Raw genomic sequence first — 17,947 nt, 5'->3', positions numbered from 1 at the left:
ACCGTGAAACCCTATCCGATCCATCGCGTGTCCATCGTCATCCCGGTGTACAACGAAGAGGCCAGCCTGCCCGAGCTGCTGCGCCGCACCACCGCCGCCTGCGAACAGCTGGGCCGCGACTACGAGATCGTACTGATCGACGACGGCAGCCGCGACAGCTCCGCCGACCTGCTGCAGGAAGCCGCGCAGGCGCCGGGCAGCCATGTGGTGGCGGTGATCCTCAACCGCAACTACGGCCAGCACGCCGCGATCATGGCCGGTTTCGAGCAGTGCCAGGGCGACCTGGTGATCACCCTCGACGCCGACCTGCAGAACCCACCTGAAGAAATCCCGCGCCTGGTGGCCGAAGCCGCCAAGGGCTACGACGTGGTCGGCAGCGTGCGCCAGCAACGCCAGGACTCCGCCCTGCGCCGCTGGCCGTCGAAACTGATCAACCTCGCCGTGCAGCGCTCCACCGGCGTGGCGATGAACGACTACGGCTGCATGCTGCGCGCTTATCGCTCGAGCATCGTCAAGGCGATGCTCGCCTGCCGCGAGCGCAGCACCTTCATCCCGATCCTGGCCAACAGCTTCGCCCGCCACACCAGCGAGATCCTCGTCGCCCACGCCGAGCGCGAGCACGGCGAGTCGAAGTACGACTTCCTGCGCCTGATCAACCTGATGTTCGACCTGGTCACCTGCATGACCACCTCGCCGCTGCGCCTGCTGTCCTTCGTCGGCGGCGGCATGGCGGTGGCCGGCTTCGCCTTCGCCCTGATGCTGCTGGTGCTGCGCCTGCTGTTCGGTGCCGCCTGGGCCGGCCACGGGGTGTTCGTGCTGTTCGCCGTGCTGTTCATGTTCACCGGTGTGCAGCTGGTCGGCATGGGTCTGCTCGGCGAGTACCTGGGGCGCATGTACAACGACGTGCGCGCCCGCCCCCGTTTCTTCATCGAGCGCATCGTCCGCACCGAGACGCCGCGCGCCCAGATCACCACTTCTTCCCCTTCTTTCGAGTCCATCCAGCCATGACCCAGCAGACCATCGTCTTCGCCTACCACGACTTCGGCTGCGCCGGCATCGAAGCGCTGCTCGCCGCCGGTTACCAGATCGACGCCGTCTTCACCCACGCCGACGATCCCAAGGAGAACCGCTTCTATGGCTCCGTAGCGCAGCTTTGCGCTCGCCTGGGCATCCCGGTGCACGCCCCGGAAGACGTCAACCACCCGCTGTGGGTCGCGCGCATCCGTGAGCTGCAGCCGCAGTACATCTTCTCCTTCTACTACCGCCACCTGCTCAGCGAAGCTCTGCTGGCCTGCGCCACCAGGGGCGCCTACAACCTGCATGGCTCGCTGCTGCCGCGCTACCGTGGCCGCGCCCCGGCCAACTGGGCGCTGGTCAACGGCGAGACCGAGACCGGCGTGACCCTGCACCGCATGGTCAAGCGCGCCGATGCCGGTGGCATCCTTGCCCAGCAGAGCGTCGCCATCGGCGCCGACGACACCGCCCTGGTGCTGCACGGCAAGCTGCGCGAAGCCGCCCGCGAACTGCTCGCCGCCTCCCTGCCGCGCCTGGCGCGCGGTGAGCTGCAGGAAGTCGCCCAGGACGAATCCCGTGCCAGCTACTTCGGTCGCCGTACCCCGGCGGACGGCCAGCTCGACTGGAAACGCCCGGCCCGCGAACTGCACAACCTGGTCCGCGCCGTCACCCAGCCCTACCCCGGCGCCTTCGCTCCGGTGGGCGATCGCAAGCTGATCGTCTGGAGCTCGCGCGTTGCAGCCGGAAACAACGGCATGGCGCCCGGCTCGGTGCTCTCGGTCGATCCCCTGCGCATCGCCTGCGGCGAAGACTCGCTGGAAATCCTCTCCGGCCAGCAGAATGACAGCGGCCTGTTCCTCGCCGGCCCGCAACTGGCCCGCGAGATGGGCCTGGTGGACGGCTCGCGCCTGCATGGCGCACTCGGCAAGCCCAAGCGCAAGACCCGCGTGCTGATCCTCGGCGTCAACGGCTTCATCGGCAACCACCTCTCCGAGCGCCTGCTGCGTGACGGCAACTACGAGGTCTACGGCCTGGATATCGGCTCCGACGCCATCGAGCGCCTGAAGGGCAACCCGGACTTCCACTTCGTCGAAGGCGACATCAGCATCCACACCGAGTGGATCGAGTACCACATCAAGAAGTGCGACGTGGTCCTGCCGCTGGTGGCCATCGCCACGCCGATCGAATACACCCGCAACCCGCTGCGCGTGTTCGAGCTGGACTTCGAGGAAAACCTCAAGCTGGTCCGCTACTGCGTCAAATACAACAAGCGCGTGATCTTCCCGTCCACCTCCGAGGTGTACGGCATGTGCACCGACGCCAACTTCGACGAGGACACCTCCAACCTCATCGTCGGCCCGATCAACAAACAGCGCTGGATCTACTCGGTCTCCAAGCAACTGCTCGACCGCGTCATCTGGGCCTACGGCCAGAAGGGGCTGAAGTTCAGCCTGTTCCGTCCGTTCAACTGGATGGGCCCGCGCCTGGACCGCCTGGACTCCGCGCGAATCGGCAGCTCCCGCGCCATTACCCAGCTGATCCTGCACCTCGTGGAAGGCACCCCGATCCGCCTGGTCGACGGCGGCGAGCAGAAGCGCTGCTTCACCGACGTGGATGACGGCATCGAAGCGCTGGCGCGCATCATCGACAACGAAGGCGGCCGCTGCGACGGGCAGATCGTCAACATCGGCAACCCGGACAACGAAGCCAGCATCCGCCAGCTGGGCGAAGAACTGCTGCGCCAGTTCGAGGCCCACCCGCTGCGCGACCAGTTCCCACCCTTCGCCGGCTTCCGCGAAGTGGAAAGCCGCAGCTTCTACGGCGACGGCTACCAGGACGTGTCGCACCGCAAGCCGAGCATCGAGAACGCCCGTCGCCTGCTGGACTGGCAGCCGAGCGTGGAGCTGTCGGCCACCATCGGCAAGACCCTGGACTTCTTCCTCCGCGAAGCCCTGGCCGAACGCTCCGGCGGTCTACCTCATGCCTTCCCGCTGAAGAAAAGCATCGCCTGATGAGAGCGGGACTGCGCATCGACGTCGACACCTACCGTGGCACCCGTGATGGCGTGCCCCGGTTGCTGGACATGCTCGAGGAAACCGACGTCAAGGCGACTTTCTTCTTCAGCGTCGGCCCCGACAACATGGGCCGGCACCTGTGGCGCCTGATCCGCCCGCAGTTCCTGTGGAAGATGCTGCGCTCCAACGCCGCCGGCCTCTACGGCTGGGACATCCTCCTGGCCGGCACCGCCTGGCCGGGCAAGCCGATCGGCCGCGACCTGGGCCACCTGATGCGACGCGCCCAGGACGCCGGCCACGAAGTCGGCCTGCATGCCTGGGACCACCACAGCTGGCAGGCCAACGCCGGCCGCTGGAGCGCGCAGCAACTGGAGCAACAGATCCGCCGGGGCGTGGACACCCTCGCCGACATCCTCGGCAACCCGGTGGAGTGCTCGGCGGTGGCCGGCTGGCGCGCCGACGAGCGCACCGTGGAAGCCAAGGAGCGCTTCGGCTTTCGCTACAACAGTGATTGCCGCGGCCGCTCACTGTTCCGTCCGCGCCTGGCCGATGGTCGCGCCGGCACCCCGCAGATCCCGGTGGACATGCCTACCTTCGACGAAGTCGTCGGCCCGCAGGTGGCGCCGTCCGCCTTCAATGACTACATCCTTTCCCGTTTCGACATGGACGCCTTGAACGTGTACACCATTCACGCCGAGGTCGAGGGCATTCTCATGGCCCACGACTTCCGCCGCTTGCTGGCCCAGGCACGGGCCGGCGGCATCCGCTTCGTTCCGCTGGGCCGGCTGCTGCCGGACGACCCGACCACCCTGCCCGTCGCCAGTCTCGTGCGCGGCGAACTGGCCGGCCGCGAAGGCTGGCTGGGGGTGCAGCACGCATGAAGCGCCTGGCCTACCCGTCCCTGCTAGCCGCCTTCGTACTGTGCATCCTGCTGCCGATGGCCTTCCACGGGCTGTGGATTCCCGACGAGTCGCGCAACGCGCAGATCAGCCAGTCCATGCTGCAGACTGGCGACTGGATTTCCCCGCACCTGCTCGGCCTGCGCTACTTCGAGAAGCCCACTGGCGGCTACTGGCTGACCGCCGCCAGCCAGGCCGTGTTCGGGCAGAACCTGTTCGGCGTGCGTTTCGGCTCGGCGCTGGTCACCGCACTGAGCACCCTGCTGGTCATCCTGGTCGCCCGCCGGTTGTGGAATGACCCGCGCCGCACCTGGGCTGCGGGCCTGCTCTACCTGAGCTTCGGGCTGATCGCAGGCCAAGCCGGCTACGCCAACCTCGACCCGCAGTTCACCTTCTGCGTGAATCTCAGCCTCGGCGCCCTGTGGTTCGCCTTCGACGCCAGAACCACGCGCGGACGCTTCGCCGCCTGGAGTCTGCTGGGCGCCGCCTGCGCCTTCGGCTTCATGACCAAAGGCTTCCTCGCCTTCCTCTTGCCGGTGCTCATCGGCCTGCCCTATGCCCTGCTGCAGAAGCGCTCCGGCGAACTGCTGCGCTACGGGCCCCTGGCGGTGCTGGTCGCCGTACTGGTCGCCGCGCCCTGGGTGCTGCTGATCCACGCCCGCGAACAGGACTTCTGGGACTTCTTCTTCTGGCACGAGCACATCCGCCGCTTCGCCGGCGAGGACGCGCAGCACGGTCGGCCGATCTGGTTCTTCGTGCCATTGCTGTTCGCCAGCGCGCTGCCCTGGGCGGTGCTGATCTTCCCGGCGCTGCGCAATGGCCTGCAGGGCTGGCGTGACTCCAGGCTGGTATTCCTGCTGCTGTGGTTCGTCATGCCCTTCCTGTTCTTCAGCCTGGCCAAGGGCAAGCTGCCGACCTACATCATGCCCTGCTTCGCCCCGCTCGCCCTGTTGATGGCCGACGCCATCGGCCGTGCGCTGCAGCAACGCAAGCTGATCGCGCTGAAACTCAACGGCGCGCTCAACCTGCTGCTGGGCAGCAGCGCCCTGGCGGGCCTGCTGTTCATGCAGGCCCGCCACCCGCAGTACCACGACGAACTGCCCAGCGTGCTGATGGTCGCCCTGGTCTGCGTAGTCTGGCTGCTGGCCGGCCTGCTGCAGCTGCTGCGACCCAATCGCTACTGGGCGGCACCGGCCTTCGCGGCCTGGCTGCTGGTGGCGCTGGTACCCAATGCGATGCCGAACAAGATGGTCAACAGCAAGATGCCCGACCAGTTCATCGCCGAGCACCTGGACCAGCTCAAGAGCGCCCGCAGCCTGCTGAGCAATGACCTCGGCGCGGCAACCGCCCTCGCCTGGCGCACCCAGCGCAGCGACATCACGCTGTTCAACACCGAAGGCGAGCTGAAGTTCGGCCTGGGCTATCCCGAGGGTCAGGGCCGCAGCATCGCCCTAGACGGCATCCACGCCTGGATCGAACGCGCCCGCGCCGAGGGCTCCATCGGCGTGATCATGCGGGTCAACAGCGCCAGCGATGAAGCCGAACTGGCCATGCTGCCCAGCGACGCCATCAGCTACCGGCAGAACCACCTGGTGGTCCTGCTGATTCCGCAGGCCACGCCATGACCGCCCTGCTGCTGGCCGGCGTCTGCCTGCTCACCTGCCTGGGCCAGCTGGCGCAGAAGCTCGCCGTGGAAAACTGGCGCGATACTCCTTCGAGCATGGCGGCGAAGCTCTTCTCGCCCTGGCTGCTGTTGGCCGTAGCCTGCCTGGGGTTCGGCCTGCTGCTCTGGCTACTGGTCCTGCAGCGCCTGGAAGTGGGCGTCGCCTATCCCATGCTGAGCCTGAACTTCGTGCTGGTGACGCTCCTGGCGAGCCGCCTGTTCGGCGAGCGCATCGATGCACGCCACTGGTTCGGCGTCGCACTGATCGTCGGCGGCGTCGCCCTGCTGGGGATGCACTCGTGAAGCGCGGCATCGCCTTCGCCCTGGGCAGCGTGCTGCTGGTGAGCGGTGCGCAGCTGGGCATGCGCTGGAGCATGACGCGCCTGCCCACGCACTGGCCGTTCGACCTCGCGCAACTGGACCTCGCCGCCCTGCTGGCGCTGGCCGGCGCGGTACTGGCCTACGCGCTGTCGATGCTCTGCTGGCTGCTCGCCCTCAAACACCTGCCGCTGAGCCGCGCCTATTCGCTGCTGAGCCTGAGCTATGCGTTCGTCTACCTCGGCGCCGCCGTGCTGCCGGGCTTCGGCGAGCCCCTGAGCCTGCCGCGCACCCTGGGCGTCGCCCTGGTGATCGCCGGTGTGATCGCGATCAACGCGCCACGCCGCCCTGACAGAACAACCGTCATCAAACCCAGCGACGCTCGCTCCGAGCACGCGCAGTTCGACTGACCCCAATCCCGCTTCGAGTCCCTATCCGGGAGAGCACAACATGAAAATCAGCGTATTCGGAATCGGTTATGTGGGCCTGGTGCAGGCCGCAGTCATGGCCGAAGTGGGCCACGACGTCCTATGCATGGACATCGACGAAGACAAGATCGCCAAGCTCAAGCGCGGCCAGATCAGCATCTTCGAACCGGGCCTCGCCGAGCTGGTGAAGGACAACCTGGAAGCCGGGCGCCTGCGTTTCACCAGCGACGTCGCCGAGGCCGCCGGCCATGGCCGCGTGCAGTTCATCGCGGTCGGCACCCCGCCGCTGCCCGATGGCTCCGCCGACCTGCGCGCCGTGCTGGCGGTGGCCGAAGGCATTGCCCGCAACCGCACCCAGCCGGTGATCATCGTGGAGAAGTCCACCGTGCCGGTGGGCACTGGCGACCGCGTCAAGACCAAGGTGCTGGCGGTGCTCGCCGAAGAAGGCCGCAGCCTGGACTTCGAAATCGTCTCCAATCCCGAGTTCCTCAAGGAAGGCTCAGCGCTGGCCGACTGCCGCAAACCCGACCGCATCGTCATCGGCTGCGAAAGCGCCGAGGTGCTGGACGTCATGCGCGAGATCTACGAGCCGTTCAACCGCAACCACGACCGCATCCTGACCATGAACCTGCGCAGTGCGGAACTGACCAAGTACGCCGCCAACTGCATGCTCGCCACCAAGATCAGCTTCATCAACCAGATCGCCGAGCTGGCCGAGCACCTGGGCGCCGACATCGAGGCAGTGCGCCAGGGCATGGGCGCCGACCCGCGCATCGGCTACCACTTCATCTACCCTGGCTGCGGCTACGGCGGCTCTTGCTTCCCCAAGGACGTCCAGGCCCTGATCCAGAGCGCCGAGGAAGCCCACTGCTCCAGCGACCTGCTGCGCGCCGTGGAGGCGGTGAACCAGCGGCAGAAGAGCAAGCTGTTCGAGCGCATCCGCAGCTACTACGGCGGCAAGCTCAAGGGCCGCACCTTCGCGCTCTGGGGCCTGTCGTTCAAGCCCAACACCGACGACATGCGCGACGCCCCCAGCCGCACCCTGATGGAAGCCCTGTGGGAAGCCGGCGCCAAGGTCCGCGCCTTCGACCCCGAAGCCATGCCTGAAGCGCAGCGCCTGTACGGCCACGATGAACGCCTGACCCTGATGGGCACGCCGGAAGCCACCCTGGGCAGCGCCGATGCTTTGGTGATCTGCACCGAGTGGCGGCAGTTCAAGGCACCGGATTTCGAGCTGGTGGCCAGCCGCCTGAAGACCCCGGTGATCTTCGACGGCCGAAACCTGTTCGACCCCGAGCGCGTAGCGCGCTACGGCTTCGAGTACTTCCCCATGGGCCGTGGCGACTCGCACCGCCTGCCGGTGCCGGCGCAGGTCGTCGAGCAACGTCACCGACGCAGCGCCTGACCGAAGCTGAACCCGCAGGAGCGGACTTTGTCCGCTCCTGCGTCAGTGCAAGCTCCGTTACACCTGTCCCATCACCATCATCGGCGCCGCCTCGCCGCGCTTGAGCAGCGCATAAAGCACCCCGGTCACCACGCTGCCCGCGGCAATCGCCAGCAGGTAGAGCAACGCGTGGTTCATCGCGTTGGGGATCAGCAGCACGAACAACCCGCCATGGGGCGCCAGCAGCTTGCAGCCGAACAGCATCGACAGCGCGCCGGTCAGCGCACCTCCGGCGATGCTCGCCGGGATCACCCGCAGCGGGTCCTTCGCGGCAAAGGGAATCGCCCCCTCGGAGATGAAGCACAGCCCCAGCACCAGCGCAGCCTTGCCGGCCTCGCGTTCGCTCTGGGCGAACTTGCGCCGCGCCAGCAGCGTGGCGATACCCATGCCGATGGGCGGGACCATGCCGCCCGCCATGACCGCCGCCATCGGCGCATAGCTCTGCGAAGCCAGCAGCCCGACCGAAAACGCATAGGCCGCCTTGTTGATCGGCCCACCGAGGTCCACACACATCATCCCGCCCAGCAGCAGGCCGAGCAGGATGGCATTGGTGGTGCCCATGCCGGCGAGGAAATCGGTGAGCGAACGCATCATCGCCGCCACCGGCGAACCCACCACGTAGATCATCACCAACCCGGTGAACAGGCTGGCCAGCAAGGGAATGATCAGGATCGGCTTGAGCGCCGCGACGCTGGCTGGCAACGGAATCCACTGGGCAATCGCCCGCGCCGAATAGCCGGCCAGCAGGCCGGCGACTATGCCGCCGAGGAAGCCCGCGCCCAGCGTGCTCGCCAGCAGCCCGCCGATCATCCCCGGCGCCAGGCCAGGACGGTCGGCGATGGACCAGGCGATATAGCCCGCGAGCATCGGCACCATCAGCTTGAACGCCGCGTCGCCGCCGATCTGCATCAGCGCCGCCGCCAGGGTGCCCTGCTGCTTGAAGGCCTCGATGCCGAAGACGAAGGACAGCGCGATCAAGAGGCCGCCGGCCACCACCATCGGCAGCATGAAGGACACGCCGGTGAGCAGGTGCTTGTAGACCCCGCGCGCTTCATTCTTGGTTGGCGCCGCACTGCTGCCGGCAGATGAAGCGGACTCCACCGTCGCTTCCTTCAACGCGCGCTCGAGGGTCGCCTGCGGCTGCTTCAGCGCCACGCCCGTACCACAACGGAAGATGCGCTTGCCGGCGAAACGCTCGGGATTGACCTCGATGTCCGCCGCCAGCAGCACCACATCGGCGGCCGCGATCTCTTCCGCGGTCAGCGGGTTCCGCGCGCCCACCGAGCCCTGGGTTTCCACCCGCAACTCGATGCCCATTTGGTGCGCCGTCTGTTGCAGCGCCTCTGCCGCCATGAAGGTGTGCGCCACTCCCGTCGGGCAGGCGGTCACCGCAACGACTTTCGCCGCGCGCTCCACTGCGAGCGGTACGCTCGAAGGCTCACCGGGCTGCCAGACCTGCGCCTCTTCCTGCGCTCGCTGCAGGAAGCTGGCGGGCTCGGCCAGCGCCTCGGCAGGCCGGGCCTGGACCAGGCGTTTGCCGGCGAAACGCGAAAGCTCCAGCGGCTGCGTACTGACCACCAGCACCCAGTCGGCCGCGGCGATCTGGCCTTCGCTCAACTGGCGCTCCGGATGCTGCGGGTCGCATTGCTCGACACACACCGACCAGCCCAGGCGCTCGGCCGCCGCCCGCAGCAGGCGAGCGCTGAGCACGCTGGAAATCTGGCCGTTGGGGCAGGCCGTGATCAGGGCAAGGTTCATCGTCATACCTCTTGTTGTTCTATCGCTCAGGCCAGCGCCTGAACCTGCACCGCGTCTTCGATGCGCTTGAGCCGCTGCACATCGCCGATGCCGAACTGGAACTGGGTGACCGCCAGCGCGGCCACCGCCGTTGCCTGGCGCAACACGCGCTCGGCCGGCCAGCCGGCGAGCAGGCCATGGATCATGCCGGCGAGCAGGGAATCGCCGGCACCCACCGTGCTGGCCACTTCCACCTGCGGCGGCACCGCCTGCCAGACGCCCTGCGGGCTGAACCAGCGCACGCCCTCGGCGCCCTGGGAAAGCACCACCTGCTCGATCCCGCGAGCGCGCAGCGATTCGACCTGAGCAGTCAGTTCCTCGGCGCTGCCGGCGACTTGTCCACAGGCCTCGCCCAGCTCCTGGTCGTTGGGTTTGATCAGCCAGGGCGAGGCCTCAATACCCGCGCGCAAGGCTGCGCCGCTGCAATCGAAGGCGACCTTCAGGCCATGCCCCTGCAGCCGCAGCAACAGCTCGCGCAGCCACTGGGGGGCGACGCCGCGCGGCAGGCTGCCGGCAACCACGGCGATCTCGAAGTCGGCGGCGATCAGGTCGAGGCGATCCAGCAGCGCGTCCTGCTGCGCCTCACCCACCTCGGGGCCGGGCCCGTTGATATCGGTGATGCGCCCGGTACCTTCGGCGAGCTTGATATTGCTGCGGGTTTCGCCCGGCACACGGACGAAAGCGTCGATGAAACCGCGACGGCGAAAGAGAGCTTCGAACGGCTGCGCGTTGTCCGCACCGAGGAAGCCGGCGACGGTCAGGGAATGCCCAAGGTCGGCCAGCACCTGGGCGACGTTCACACCTTTGCCAGCGGCCTGGCTGAGCACCGATTCGCTGCGGTTCACCTCGCCGGGCTCCAGCTGCGGCAGGCGCACGGTGAGGTCCAGCGCGGGGTTCAGGGTCAGGGTGAGGATGCGGGCCATCAGTGCACCTCCGGCAGCGCGAGGGCGACACTCTGGCGAACGTCCGCCGCCGAGCACAGGGTCAGGGCGGCTTGCGCCAGCTCGCGGGAAGTCGGCAGGTCCAGTTCGCGGACCCGCGCCTTCACCAGGGGAATGCTGCGCGCCGAGACGCTCAGCTCGTCCACTCCCAATCCAACCAGCAATGGCACGGCCAGCGGGTCGGCGGCCAGTTCGCCGCACACGCCTACCCACTTGCCGTTGGCATGGGCGGCGCGGACGGTCATGTCGATCAGTTGCAGCACGGCCGGGTGCAGGCCGTCAGCCTGGGCAGACAGGCTCGGGTGGCCACGGTCGATGGCCAATGCGTACTGGGTCAGGTCATTGGTGCCGACGCTGAAGAAGTCCACCTCGCGCGCCAGCACCGGCGCCAGCAGCGCAGCCGACGGCACCTCGACCATGATGCCGAGCTGCAGGTCGTGTTCGCCGCCCAGCTCCGCGCAGAGTTCGAGGGTGAGGTCGCGGGCCTGGCGCCACTCATCCACCTGCCCGACCATGGGGAACATGATGCGCAGCGGGCGGCCGGCGGCGGCGGTGAGTAGGGCGCGCAGCTGGGTGCGGAAAATCTGCGGGCGCTGCAGCGTGAGGCGCACGCCACGGATGCCCAGGTAGGGGTTGGTTTCCTCGGGGATCGGCCAGTAAGGCAGTGGCTTGTCGCCGCCCACATCGAGGGTGCGCGCCACCAGCGGGCGGCCTTCGAGGGCGTCGAGGACGCGACGGTATTCGAGTTCCTGGGTCGCCTGGTCCGGCGCCTGGGGGTTGTCCATGAAGACGAATTCGGTGCGCAACAGGCCCACGCCTTCCGCACCCAGCTCGACGGCTTTCGCCGCGCCGGCGGTATCGCCGAGGTTTGCACAGACTTCCACGGCATGGCCGTCGCGGGTGACTGCCGGCTCATGACGGCGCGCCTCGGCTTGCTCGGCGCGGCGCTGGCGCAGGTCACGCTGAGCTTCGGCGGCGTGTAGCGTCTGTGTGTCCGGCGCAATCGTCAGCTCGCCCTTCTCGCCATCCAACAGCAAGGCGGTGCCGGATTCCAGCGCCAGCACGCTTGCCCCGGCGCCCACCAATGCGGGAATGCCCAGCGCGCGAGCGATGATCGCGCTGTGCGAAGTCGCACCGCCGCGCGCGGTGACGATACCAGCCACGCGCTCCGGATCGAGCCTCGCCACGTCTGACGGGCCGACTTCATCCATCACCAGGATGTAGGGCTCGCTGGGCTCAACCGCGCTCTCGGCGCCGCACAGGCGCGCCAGCACTCGCCGACCGACGTCGCGCAGGTCCGCCGCACGTTCGGCCAGCAACGCGTCGCGCAGGGCCTCCTGCTCGCCGGCCACACGCTCGATCACCTGGCTCCAGGCCGCTTCGGCGCTGGCGCCTTCGACCAGGCGCGCCTGCACCTCGTCGAGCAGTTCGGGGTCATCCAGCAGGGCCTGGTGGGTGACGAAGATGTCGCGGATCGCCTTGACTTGGCTGCGTTCCACGAGGATTTCGATCTCCCGGCTGATGGCCGTGCGCGCCTCGTCCAGGCGCTGGCGTTCGACCTCCGCCGCCTCTCCGCGCGCGGCGAATTCGAAGGCCCGGGCGACCTGCACGTAGGCCGGCCCGTGGGCAATGCCCGGCGATGCGGGGATGGCCTGGAGCTGCGCACCCGCTTCGGGAGCCCGCACGGCCTGCAATTCCTGCTCGTCCAGCTGAATGCTTTCGACGATCAGTTCGAGTGTTTCCGGTAGCGGTTCGACCTCTTCGCCCAGGCCCTGCTCCACTGCCGTACGGACAGCAACCAGCGCGGCTTCGGCGATCTCCGGTTCGGCAAAGAACTCCAGCATCTGCCCGCGTCGCGCGCCGAGGCTGAGCAGTTTGCTCAGGCTGCGGATCGACACCGGGGCGCTGTCGCCCTCGGCGATGCGCACACGGATTTCCCCGCTGAATTCCCGCGCCAGCAACATCAGAACCTGCGCTGGGCGCGCGTGAAGACCATGGGGGTTTGCCAGCGGCACGCGGATGCTCGGCCAGTCCACCGGCAATTCGCCGCCCAGGGCCTCCAGCACCGCGCGAACGGAAGTGGCACTCGCCAATTCGTCGGCACGGCCATCCACCAGCAGATCGCACAGGCGCGCGAACACCGCTTCATGAGAGTTGCCCTGGCGGGCCAGGCAGAACAGACCGCGCACAGGCTGGCCGGCGTGGCTCAGCTCGCGCGTCGGAGTGACGAAAACGAGGCCGGGACGCGTGACGCATTGTTCGCTGTCCTGCCACCAGAGCCCGGCGCCCAGCGGCAGGGCTTCCTGATCATGCAGCGCGGCGGCGAAGCCGGGGACGACGCAGCCGGCCTTCTTCAGACGGCGGGCGCCGACCAGCGCCAGTTCGTCGAAATCCTCGGCGGCGACGCCGAGCCCGACCAGATGCTCGTCGAACAGCAGCGGCTGCGGCGCTCCACCTTGCAGCAACTGCAGCAGGTCTTCGGGCTTCTGCGCTGCACGCAACGCCGCGCCCACTTCGCCGTCACCCAGCGCACGGGTGAGCAGTTGCAGCAGGCGCAGGTGTTCGTCGGACTTGGCGGCAATGGCGATGGCCAGGTGTACGGTCTGCCCGTCGCCCCAATGTACGCCCTCGGGAAAGTGCATCAGGCGCACGCCGGTACGCTGCACCAGGTGGCGCGTTTCCGGAGTGCCGTGGGGGATGGCGATGCCCTGCCCGAGGTAGGTAGAGCCCTGCACCTCGCGAGCCTGCATCCCGGCGAAGTAACCCGGAGCGACCAGGCCGTCGTCCTCGAGGGCGGAGCCGAGCAGGGCCAGGGCGGCCTGCTTGTCGGCAGCGCGCTGGCCCATGCGGACCTGCTGCGCGTTGAATTCGAGCATCGCTTGTCTCCTCACCGGCGTTCGCACGCGCTGGCGCTGGGGCGGTTATCCGCTTGTACGGTGATCAGCTTAGAGGTTGCGGCGCAGGAACAGGGTTCAGGCAATACTGCGTGCGCAATGCTGAATCGTTTCACCTATTGAGACTGGCACGTTACTCGATAATGCGTGATCCTTGAAGCCCCCAATTGTCGGCAGCATCCCGCGTTGAAACTCAGTGATATCGCCCGCCTGGCAGGTGTTTCGGTCACCACCGCCAGCTATGTGATCAATGGCAAGGCCGTCCAGCGCCGCATCAGCGCCGCCACGGTGGAGCGCGTGCGCGCGGTGATCGAGGAGCACGGCTACCACCCGGACCAGCAGGCCGCCAGCCTGCGCCGCGGGCAGACCCGCACCCTGGGCTTCGTCCTGCCGGACCTGGAAAACCCCAGCTACGCCAAGCTCGCCAAGCTGCTCGAGCAAGGCGCGCGCGCGCGCGGCTACCAATTGCTGATCGCCTGCTCCGACGACGAACCGGACACCGAGCGCCAGGTGCTCAACCTGTTCCGCGCGCGACGTTGCGACGCACTGATAGTCGCCAGCTGCCTGCCCAGCGTGGACGACAGCCACGCGCGCCTGCAGGCCGACGGCGTGCCGATCATCGCAGTGGACCGCCAGCTCGACCCGCAACGCTTCTGCTCGGTGGTGAGCGACGACCGCGACGCCAGCCAGCGCCTCACCGCCAGCCTGCTCAAGCCGGCGCCGCGCAGCATCGCCCTGCTCGGCGCACGACCGGAGCTGATCATTTCCCAGGAACGCGCCGCAGGGTTCCGCAGCGCCCTGCGCGACTACCGGGGCCAGGTGCTGATCGAGCACGGCGAGACCTTCAGCCGCCCCTGCGGCCGCCTTCTGATGGAAGAGCTGCTGGCCAGCCAGGGACAGTTGCCCGACGCGCTGATCACCACCTCCTACGTGCTGCTCGAAGGCGTCTTCGACGTGCTCCAGGCGCTGCCCAGCGGCTGGCCGGCGGACCTGCGCATCGCCACCTTCGGCGATACCCAGCTGCTGGACTTCGTGCCACTGAAGGTCAACGCCATTTCCCAGCAGCACGCGCTGATCGCCGAGCGCGCGCTGGACCTCGCGCTGGCCGCCATCGAACAGAACAGCTACACCCCCGGCGTGCACCCGATCCCGCGCAACCTCAAGCTGCGCACGGAGTGAACCGATGCGCCTGATCGACACCCACAACCACCTCGACTGCCCGGACTTCGAGCAGGACCGCGCCGCCGTGCTGCAACGCAGCCGCGAGCTGGGTGTGGAGCGACAGGTGCTGCTGGGGGTATTCCGCGAGAACTGGGAGGACGTCTGGGCGCTGGTCGACAACGAGCCGGACCTGTACGCCGCCCTTGGCCTGCACCCGATCTACCTGGCGCGGCACCGGCCGGAACATCTGACGGCGCTGCGCGAGTGGCTGCAGCGCCTGGCCGGGCACCCGAAGCTCTGCGCGGTGGGCGAGATCGGCCTGGACTATTACCTGGAAGACCTCGACCGCGATGGCCAGCAGGCCATCTTCGAGGAACAGCTGCGCATCGCCATCGATTTCGAGCTGCCGGTGCTGCTCCACGTACGCCGCGCCCATGCAGCGATGATCGCCACGCTCAAGCGCTACAAGCCCAAGCGCCAGGGCATCATCCATGCCTTCGCCGGCAGCCGCGAGGAAGCCCGCGAATACCTCAAGCTGGGTTTCCGCCTGGGCCTGGGCGGCGCGCCGACCTGGCCGCAGGCCAACCGCCTGCGCAAGGTGGTGCCGGAGATTCCGCTGGAGTCCATCGTGCTGGAAACCGACTCGCCGGACATGGCGCCGTCGATGTACCCCGGCGTGCGCAACAGCCCGGAACACCTACCAGATATCTGCGCGGCACTGGCGGAGTTGAAGGGCGTCAGCCCGGAGGAGCTGGCCAGTGCCAGCACGCGCAATGCGATGGAGTTGTTCGGCTGGAGCTGAACCGTCCCCTCCTGCAAGAACAAGAGCCCCTCACCCTAACCCTCTCCCGCAAGCGGGAGAGGGGACCGTTCAGCGCAGGATGAATCCATGGCATCAGCCGGTACCGACGGCTCCCTCTCCCTCCGGGAGAGGGCTGGGGTGAGGGGACGCGTCAGAGTGAACAACCAGGGGGATCGAAACCGATCACAGTAATCCCGGATTCACCGACAAACCGATGCCCGTGAGATGGGGTGCATCCGTGCGACCCACGGACATCGGCCTGCTGGCGAAAACCTCGTTGCGAAGCGGACCGCCAGGTCCGCCCCGGATCTTTCGGATCAGACGCGGAACGCGCCGATCAGTCGCTTGAGTTCCACCACCTGCCCGGCCAGTTCGCGGCTGGCGCGCTCGGTCTCGCTGGCGCCTTCGGAGGTGCGTTCGCCGGCCTGGTTGATCTCGACGATGTTCTGGTCGATGTCATGGGCCACGGCGGTCTGCTGCTCGGCGGCGGCGGCGATCTGCTGGTTCTGGTCGACGATGGCGCCCACCGCCTGGAGGATGTTCTCCAGCGCCTGCTGCACCTGGGCCGACTGGCTGACGGTGCCGTCGGCGGTCTGGTGACTGCTGCCCATGGCCTTCACCGCCGCGCCCACGCCGTTCTGCAGGCGCGCGATCATCTGCTCGATCTCTTCGGTGGACTGCTGGGTGCGCTTGGCCAGGGTGCGTACTTCGTCGGCCACGACCGCGAAACCCCTGCCCTGCTCTCCGGCGCGCGCGGCCTCGATGGCGGCGTTGAGCGCCAGCAGGTTGGTCTGTTCGGCGACACCCTTGATCACATCCAGCACGCGACTGATGGAGGCGCTGTCGGCGGCCAGCTGGTTGATCACCGCCACCGATTCATCGATCTCGCCGGCCAGGCGCTGGATGCTGCCCACCTGGGACTCCACCAGGGCGCGGCCGCTGGCGGTTTCCTGATTCACGTTGTGCGCGCTGCCCACCGCCACGGCGGCGCTACGCGCGACCTCCTGGGCGGTCGCGGCCATCTGGTTCATCGCCGTCGCGACCTGCTCGATCTGGTTGCGCTGACCGGCCACCGCCTGGTTGCTCTCGGCGGAAACCGACTCCACGCGCACGGTCTGCCGCTCCACTTCGCTGACGGTGCGGCCAACCTGCTCGATCAGGTCGTGGATCTTCGACACGGTCTGGTTGAAGGCATCGCCCAGCTCACCCAGCTCGTCGCGACTCTGGGCCTGGAAGTTGACGGTCATGTCGCCGGATGCGACGCGTTCCATCATCTTGCCCAGGCTCTTCAGGGTGGTGCGGGTGGAGACGTAGAAGCCGCCGTAGAGGTAGACGATGGAGACGAACACCACCAGCAGCGCGACGACCAGCAGCACCATCTGCCGCTGCTTGCTGGCCAGGCGCGCCTGCAGGGCGCCATCGACGAACTGCAGCACCTGGTCGTCGAGGCGGTAGGTCTGCTCCATCGCCTTGCTGACCTGCTCATAGAACTCGGACCAGGGCGTATCGAGGGTATCGGCCATCACGACCTTGTCCTCGAACAGCTTGCCCATGCTCTTGATCGTTTCACGGCTGGCCTGGGCATCGGCGGACAACGCGCTCTGCGCGGCCGGGCTGGCGCCCAGGGCGTCCTGCAGCTTGAGGCCGTACTCGGCGTGGAGCTTTTCCAGGTCCTGCAGCAGGTCGTCCAGCTTGCTGCTGGTGGAGGAGTTGAGGAACCCCTGCCCCAGCGCGCCGGAACCCATGGTCCGGCCATGACTGAGCGTCTCGGTGACCTGGGGGGTACCGGAAGTGATCAGTTCGGCGAGTTGACGCAGGTCGCGGGCGTCGTCCTGGCTCAGGCCGGCCTGGGACACCAGCAGTTTGTTGAACACCTGGACTTCGCTGAGCAGGCGCGCGGCCATGGCCGCCTTGCTCTGCAGCGAGCCCTCGGCGTCGACGCCCTTCAGGCTGGCCAGCAGTTCGTCGCGCTTGGCGTTGAACTCGGTGATCTGCTCGGCGTCCTGGGTGACCGGTTGCAGGCCACCGATCTGCGCCTGCAGGTCCTTGTGCAACTGGCTGATGCGCGAGTCGAGGCCGGCGGTCTTGCTGGACTGACCAAGAATCCCGTTGATCTGCAACAGGTCGTTGTAGGACTCGAGGTGGCGGCGGACCTTCAGGCCGTCGCTGATCAGCGACAGGCTCTCCAGCTCGGCACGGGTACTGACGAACTGCCCGTAGGAGTCGCGCACCAGGTAGAAGTTGGTAATCAGCATCGGCAGAAAGAACAGCACACTGATCAGGCTGAACTTCATGCCGAAGCTCAGACGGTTCATCAGCGCGATGGCCGGATAGAGCACGGTCCTCACGAAAGACGTCTCCTGTTCCCGTTATTGTTATGTCGCTTGTCGGGGATGGTACGGCGCGCCCCTGGACGGGCCGTCGCCACGAGCGCTCACCGGCCGGTCACTGTCATGCAGCGGCCGTCACCTCACGCTTTGGTTTCGATGTGTACCTGATATCGGCGGGGAGTTCTGTAACTTAAGGTTAAAATGCCATCATCGGACCGGCGGGCGCCGGCCCGATTCGCGG

At 67.6% G+C, this 17,947-nt stretch carries 12 protein-coding genes and 1 pseudogene; 9 read left to right on the top strand and 4 right to left on the bottom strand.

Annotated features, from left to right (window positions below; genetic code table 11):
* Nucleotides 1–3 precede the first annotated feature (3 nt).
* The 7 genes from arnC to ABKS89_RS05175 are packed head-to-tail and all read left to right on the top strand — an operon-like array spanning nt 4 to nt 7,742.
* Nucleotides 4–1,008: an undecaprenyl-phosphate 4-deoxy-4-formamido-L-arabinose transferase gene (gene arnC / locus ABKS89_RS05205; protein ID WP_138212222.1), complete on the top strand. Its 1,005-nt coding sequence runs from the start codon at nt 4–6 to the stop codon at nt 1,006–1,008.
* Entirely contained in the window at nt 1,005–3,026 is a 2,022-nt protein-coding gene (arnA, locus tag ABKS89_RS05200) for a bifunctional UDP-4-amino-4-deoxy-L-arabinose formyltransferase/UDP-glucuronic acid oxidase ArnA (protein ID WP_348588085.1), read from the top strand. Before arnC ends, arnA begins: the two co-directional genes overlap by 4 nt.
* Nucleotides 3,023–3,910: a 4-deoxy-4-formamido-L-arabinose-phosphoundecaprenol deformylase gene (gene arnD / locus ABKS89_RS05195; RefSeq protein WP_518301029.1), complete on the top strand. Its 888-nt coding sequence runs from the start codon at nt 3,023–3,025 to the stop codon at nt 3,908–3,910. Before arnA ends, arnD begins: the two co-directional genes overlap by 4 nt.
* Nucleotides 3,907–5,553, top strand: coding sequence for a lipid IV(A) 4-amino-4-deoxy-L-arabinosyltransferase (arnT, locus tag ABKS89_RS05190; RefSeq protein ID WP_348588087.1), 1,647 nt, complete (start codon nt 3,907–3,909; stop codon nt 5,551–5,553). The genes arnD and arnT overlap by 4 nt, the downstream gene beginning before the upstream one ends.
* Entirely contained in the window at nt 5,550–5,894 is a 345-nt protein-coding gene (arnE, locus tag ABKS89_RS05185; protein WP_348588088.1) for a 4-amino-4-deoxy-L-arabinose-phosphoundecaprenol flippase subunit ArnE, read from the top strand. Before arnT ends, arnE begins: the two co-directional genes overlap by 4 nt.
* 59 nt (nt 5,895–5,953) lie before the next feature.
* Nucleotides 5,954–6,319: a 4-amino-4-deoxy-L-arabinose-phosphoundecaprenol flippase subunit ArnF gene (gene arnF / locus ABKS89_RS05180; RefSeq protein WP_242015311.1), complete on the top strand. Its 366-nt coding sequence runs from the start codon at nt 5,954–5,956 to the stop codon at nt 6,317–6,319.
* Nucleotides 6,320–6,359: 40 nt separating this feature from the next.
* Nucleotides 6,360–7,742, top strand: a complete 1,383-nt coding sequence (locus tag ABKS89_RS05175) for a UDP-glucose dehydrogenase family protein (protein WP_138212216.1) — start codon at nt 6,360–6,362, stop codon at nt 7,740–7,742.
* A gap of 57 nt (nt 7,743–7,799) precedes the next feature.
* On the opposite strand, the gene ABKS89_RS05170 is transcribed toward ABKS89_RS05175, so the two are convergent.
* From ABKS89_RS05170 to ptsP, 3 genes are read right to left on the bottom strand one after another with little or no spacing between them, the layout of a single operon-like run.
* Entirely contained in the window at nt 7,800–9,539 is a 1,740-nt protein-coding gene (locus ABKS89_RS05170) for a PTS fructose-like transporter subunit IIB (protein ID WP_348588089.1), read from the bottom strand.
* Between the two features lie 26 nt (nt 9,540–9,565).
* Nucleotides 9,566–10,501 (bottom strand): 1-phosphofructokinase, encoded by a 936-nt coding sequence (gene pfkB, locus ABKS89_RS05165; protein WP_348588090.1) that lies wholly within the window; start codon nt 10,499–10,501, stop codon nt 9,566–9,568.
* Nucleotides 10,501–13,395, bottom strand: coding sequence for a phosphoenolpyruvate--protein phosphotransferase (gene ptsP, locus ABKS89_RS05160; protein WP_348588091.1), 2,895 nt, complete (start codon nt 13,393–13,395; stop codon nt 10,501–10,503). The genes pfkB and ptsP overlap by 1 nt, the downstream gene beginning before the upstream one ends.
* Nucleotides 13,396–13,599: 204 nt before the next feature.
* Between ptsP and cra the strand changes: the two genes are divergently transcribed.
* Both cra and ABKS89_RS05150 read left to right on the top strand, forming a co-directional pair.
* Complete coding sequence (gene cra, locus ABKS89_RS05155; protein ID WP_138212212.1) at nt 13,600–14,592, top strand: catabolite repressor/activator; 993 nt, start codon at nt 13,600–13,602, stop codon at nt 14,590–14,592.
* Nucleotides 14,593–14,596: 4 nt separating this feature from the next.
* On the top strand, nt 14,597–15,376 hold the full coding sequence (locus ABKS89_RS05150) for a TatD family hydrolase (RefSeq protein WP_348588092.1): 780 nt from the start codon (nt 14,597–14,599) through the stop codon (nt 15,374–15,376).
* Between the two features lie 317 nt (nt 15,377–15,693).
* On the opposite strand, the pseudogene ABKS89_RS05145 reads toward ABKS89_RS05150, so the two are convergent.
* Nucleotides 15,694–16,206: pseudogene (locus ABKS89_RS05145) on the bottom strand (methyl-accepting chemotaxis protein); the annotation flags it as partial.
* Nucleotides 16,207–17,947: the final 1,741 nt, after the last annotated feature.

The sequence above is a fragment of the Pseudomonas sp. LABIM340 genome (assembly GCF_040017195.2).
Lineage (GTDB): Bacteria > Pseudomonadota > Gammaproteobacteria > Pseudomonadales > Pseudomonadaceae > Pseudomonas.
Note: the sequence above shows the minus strand (reverse complement) of the source record. Positions and strands in the feature narration are given on the sequence as shown.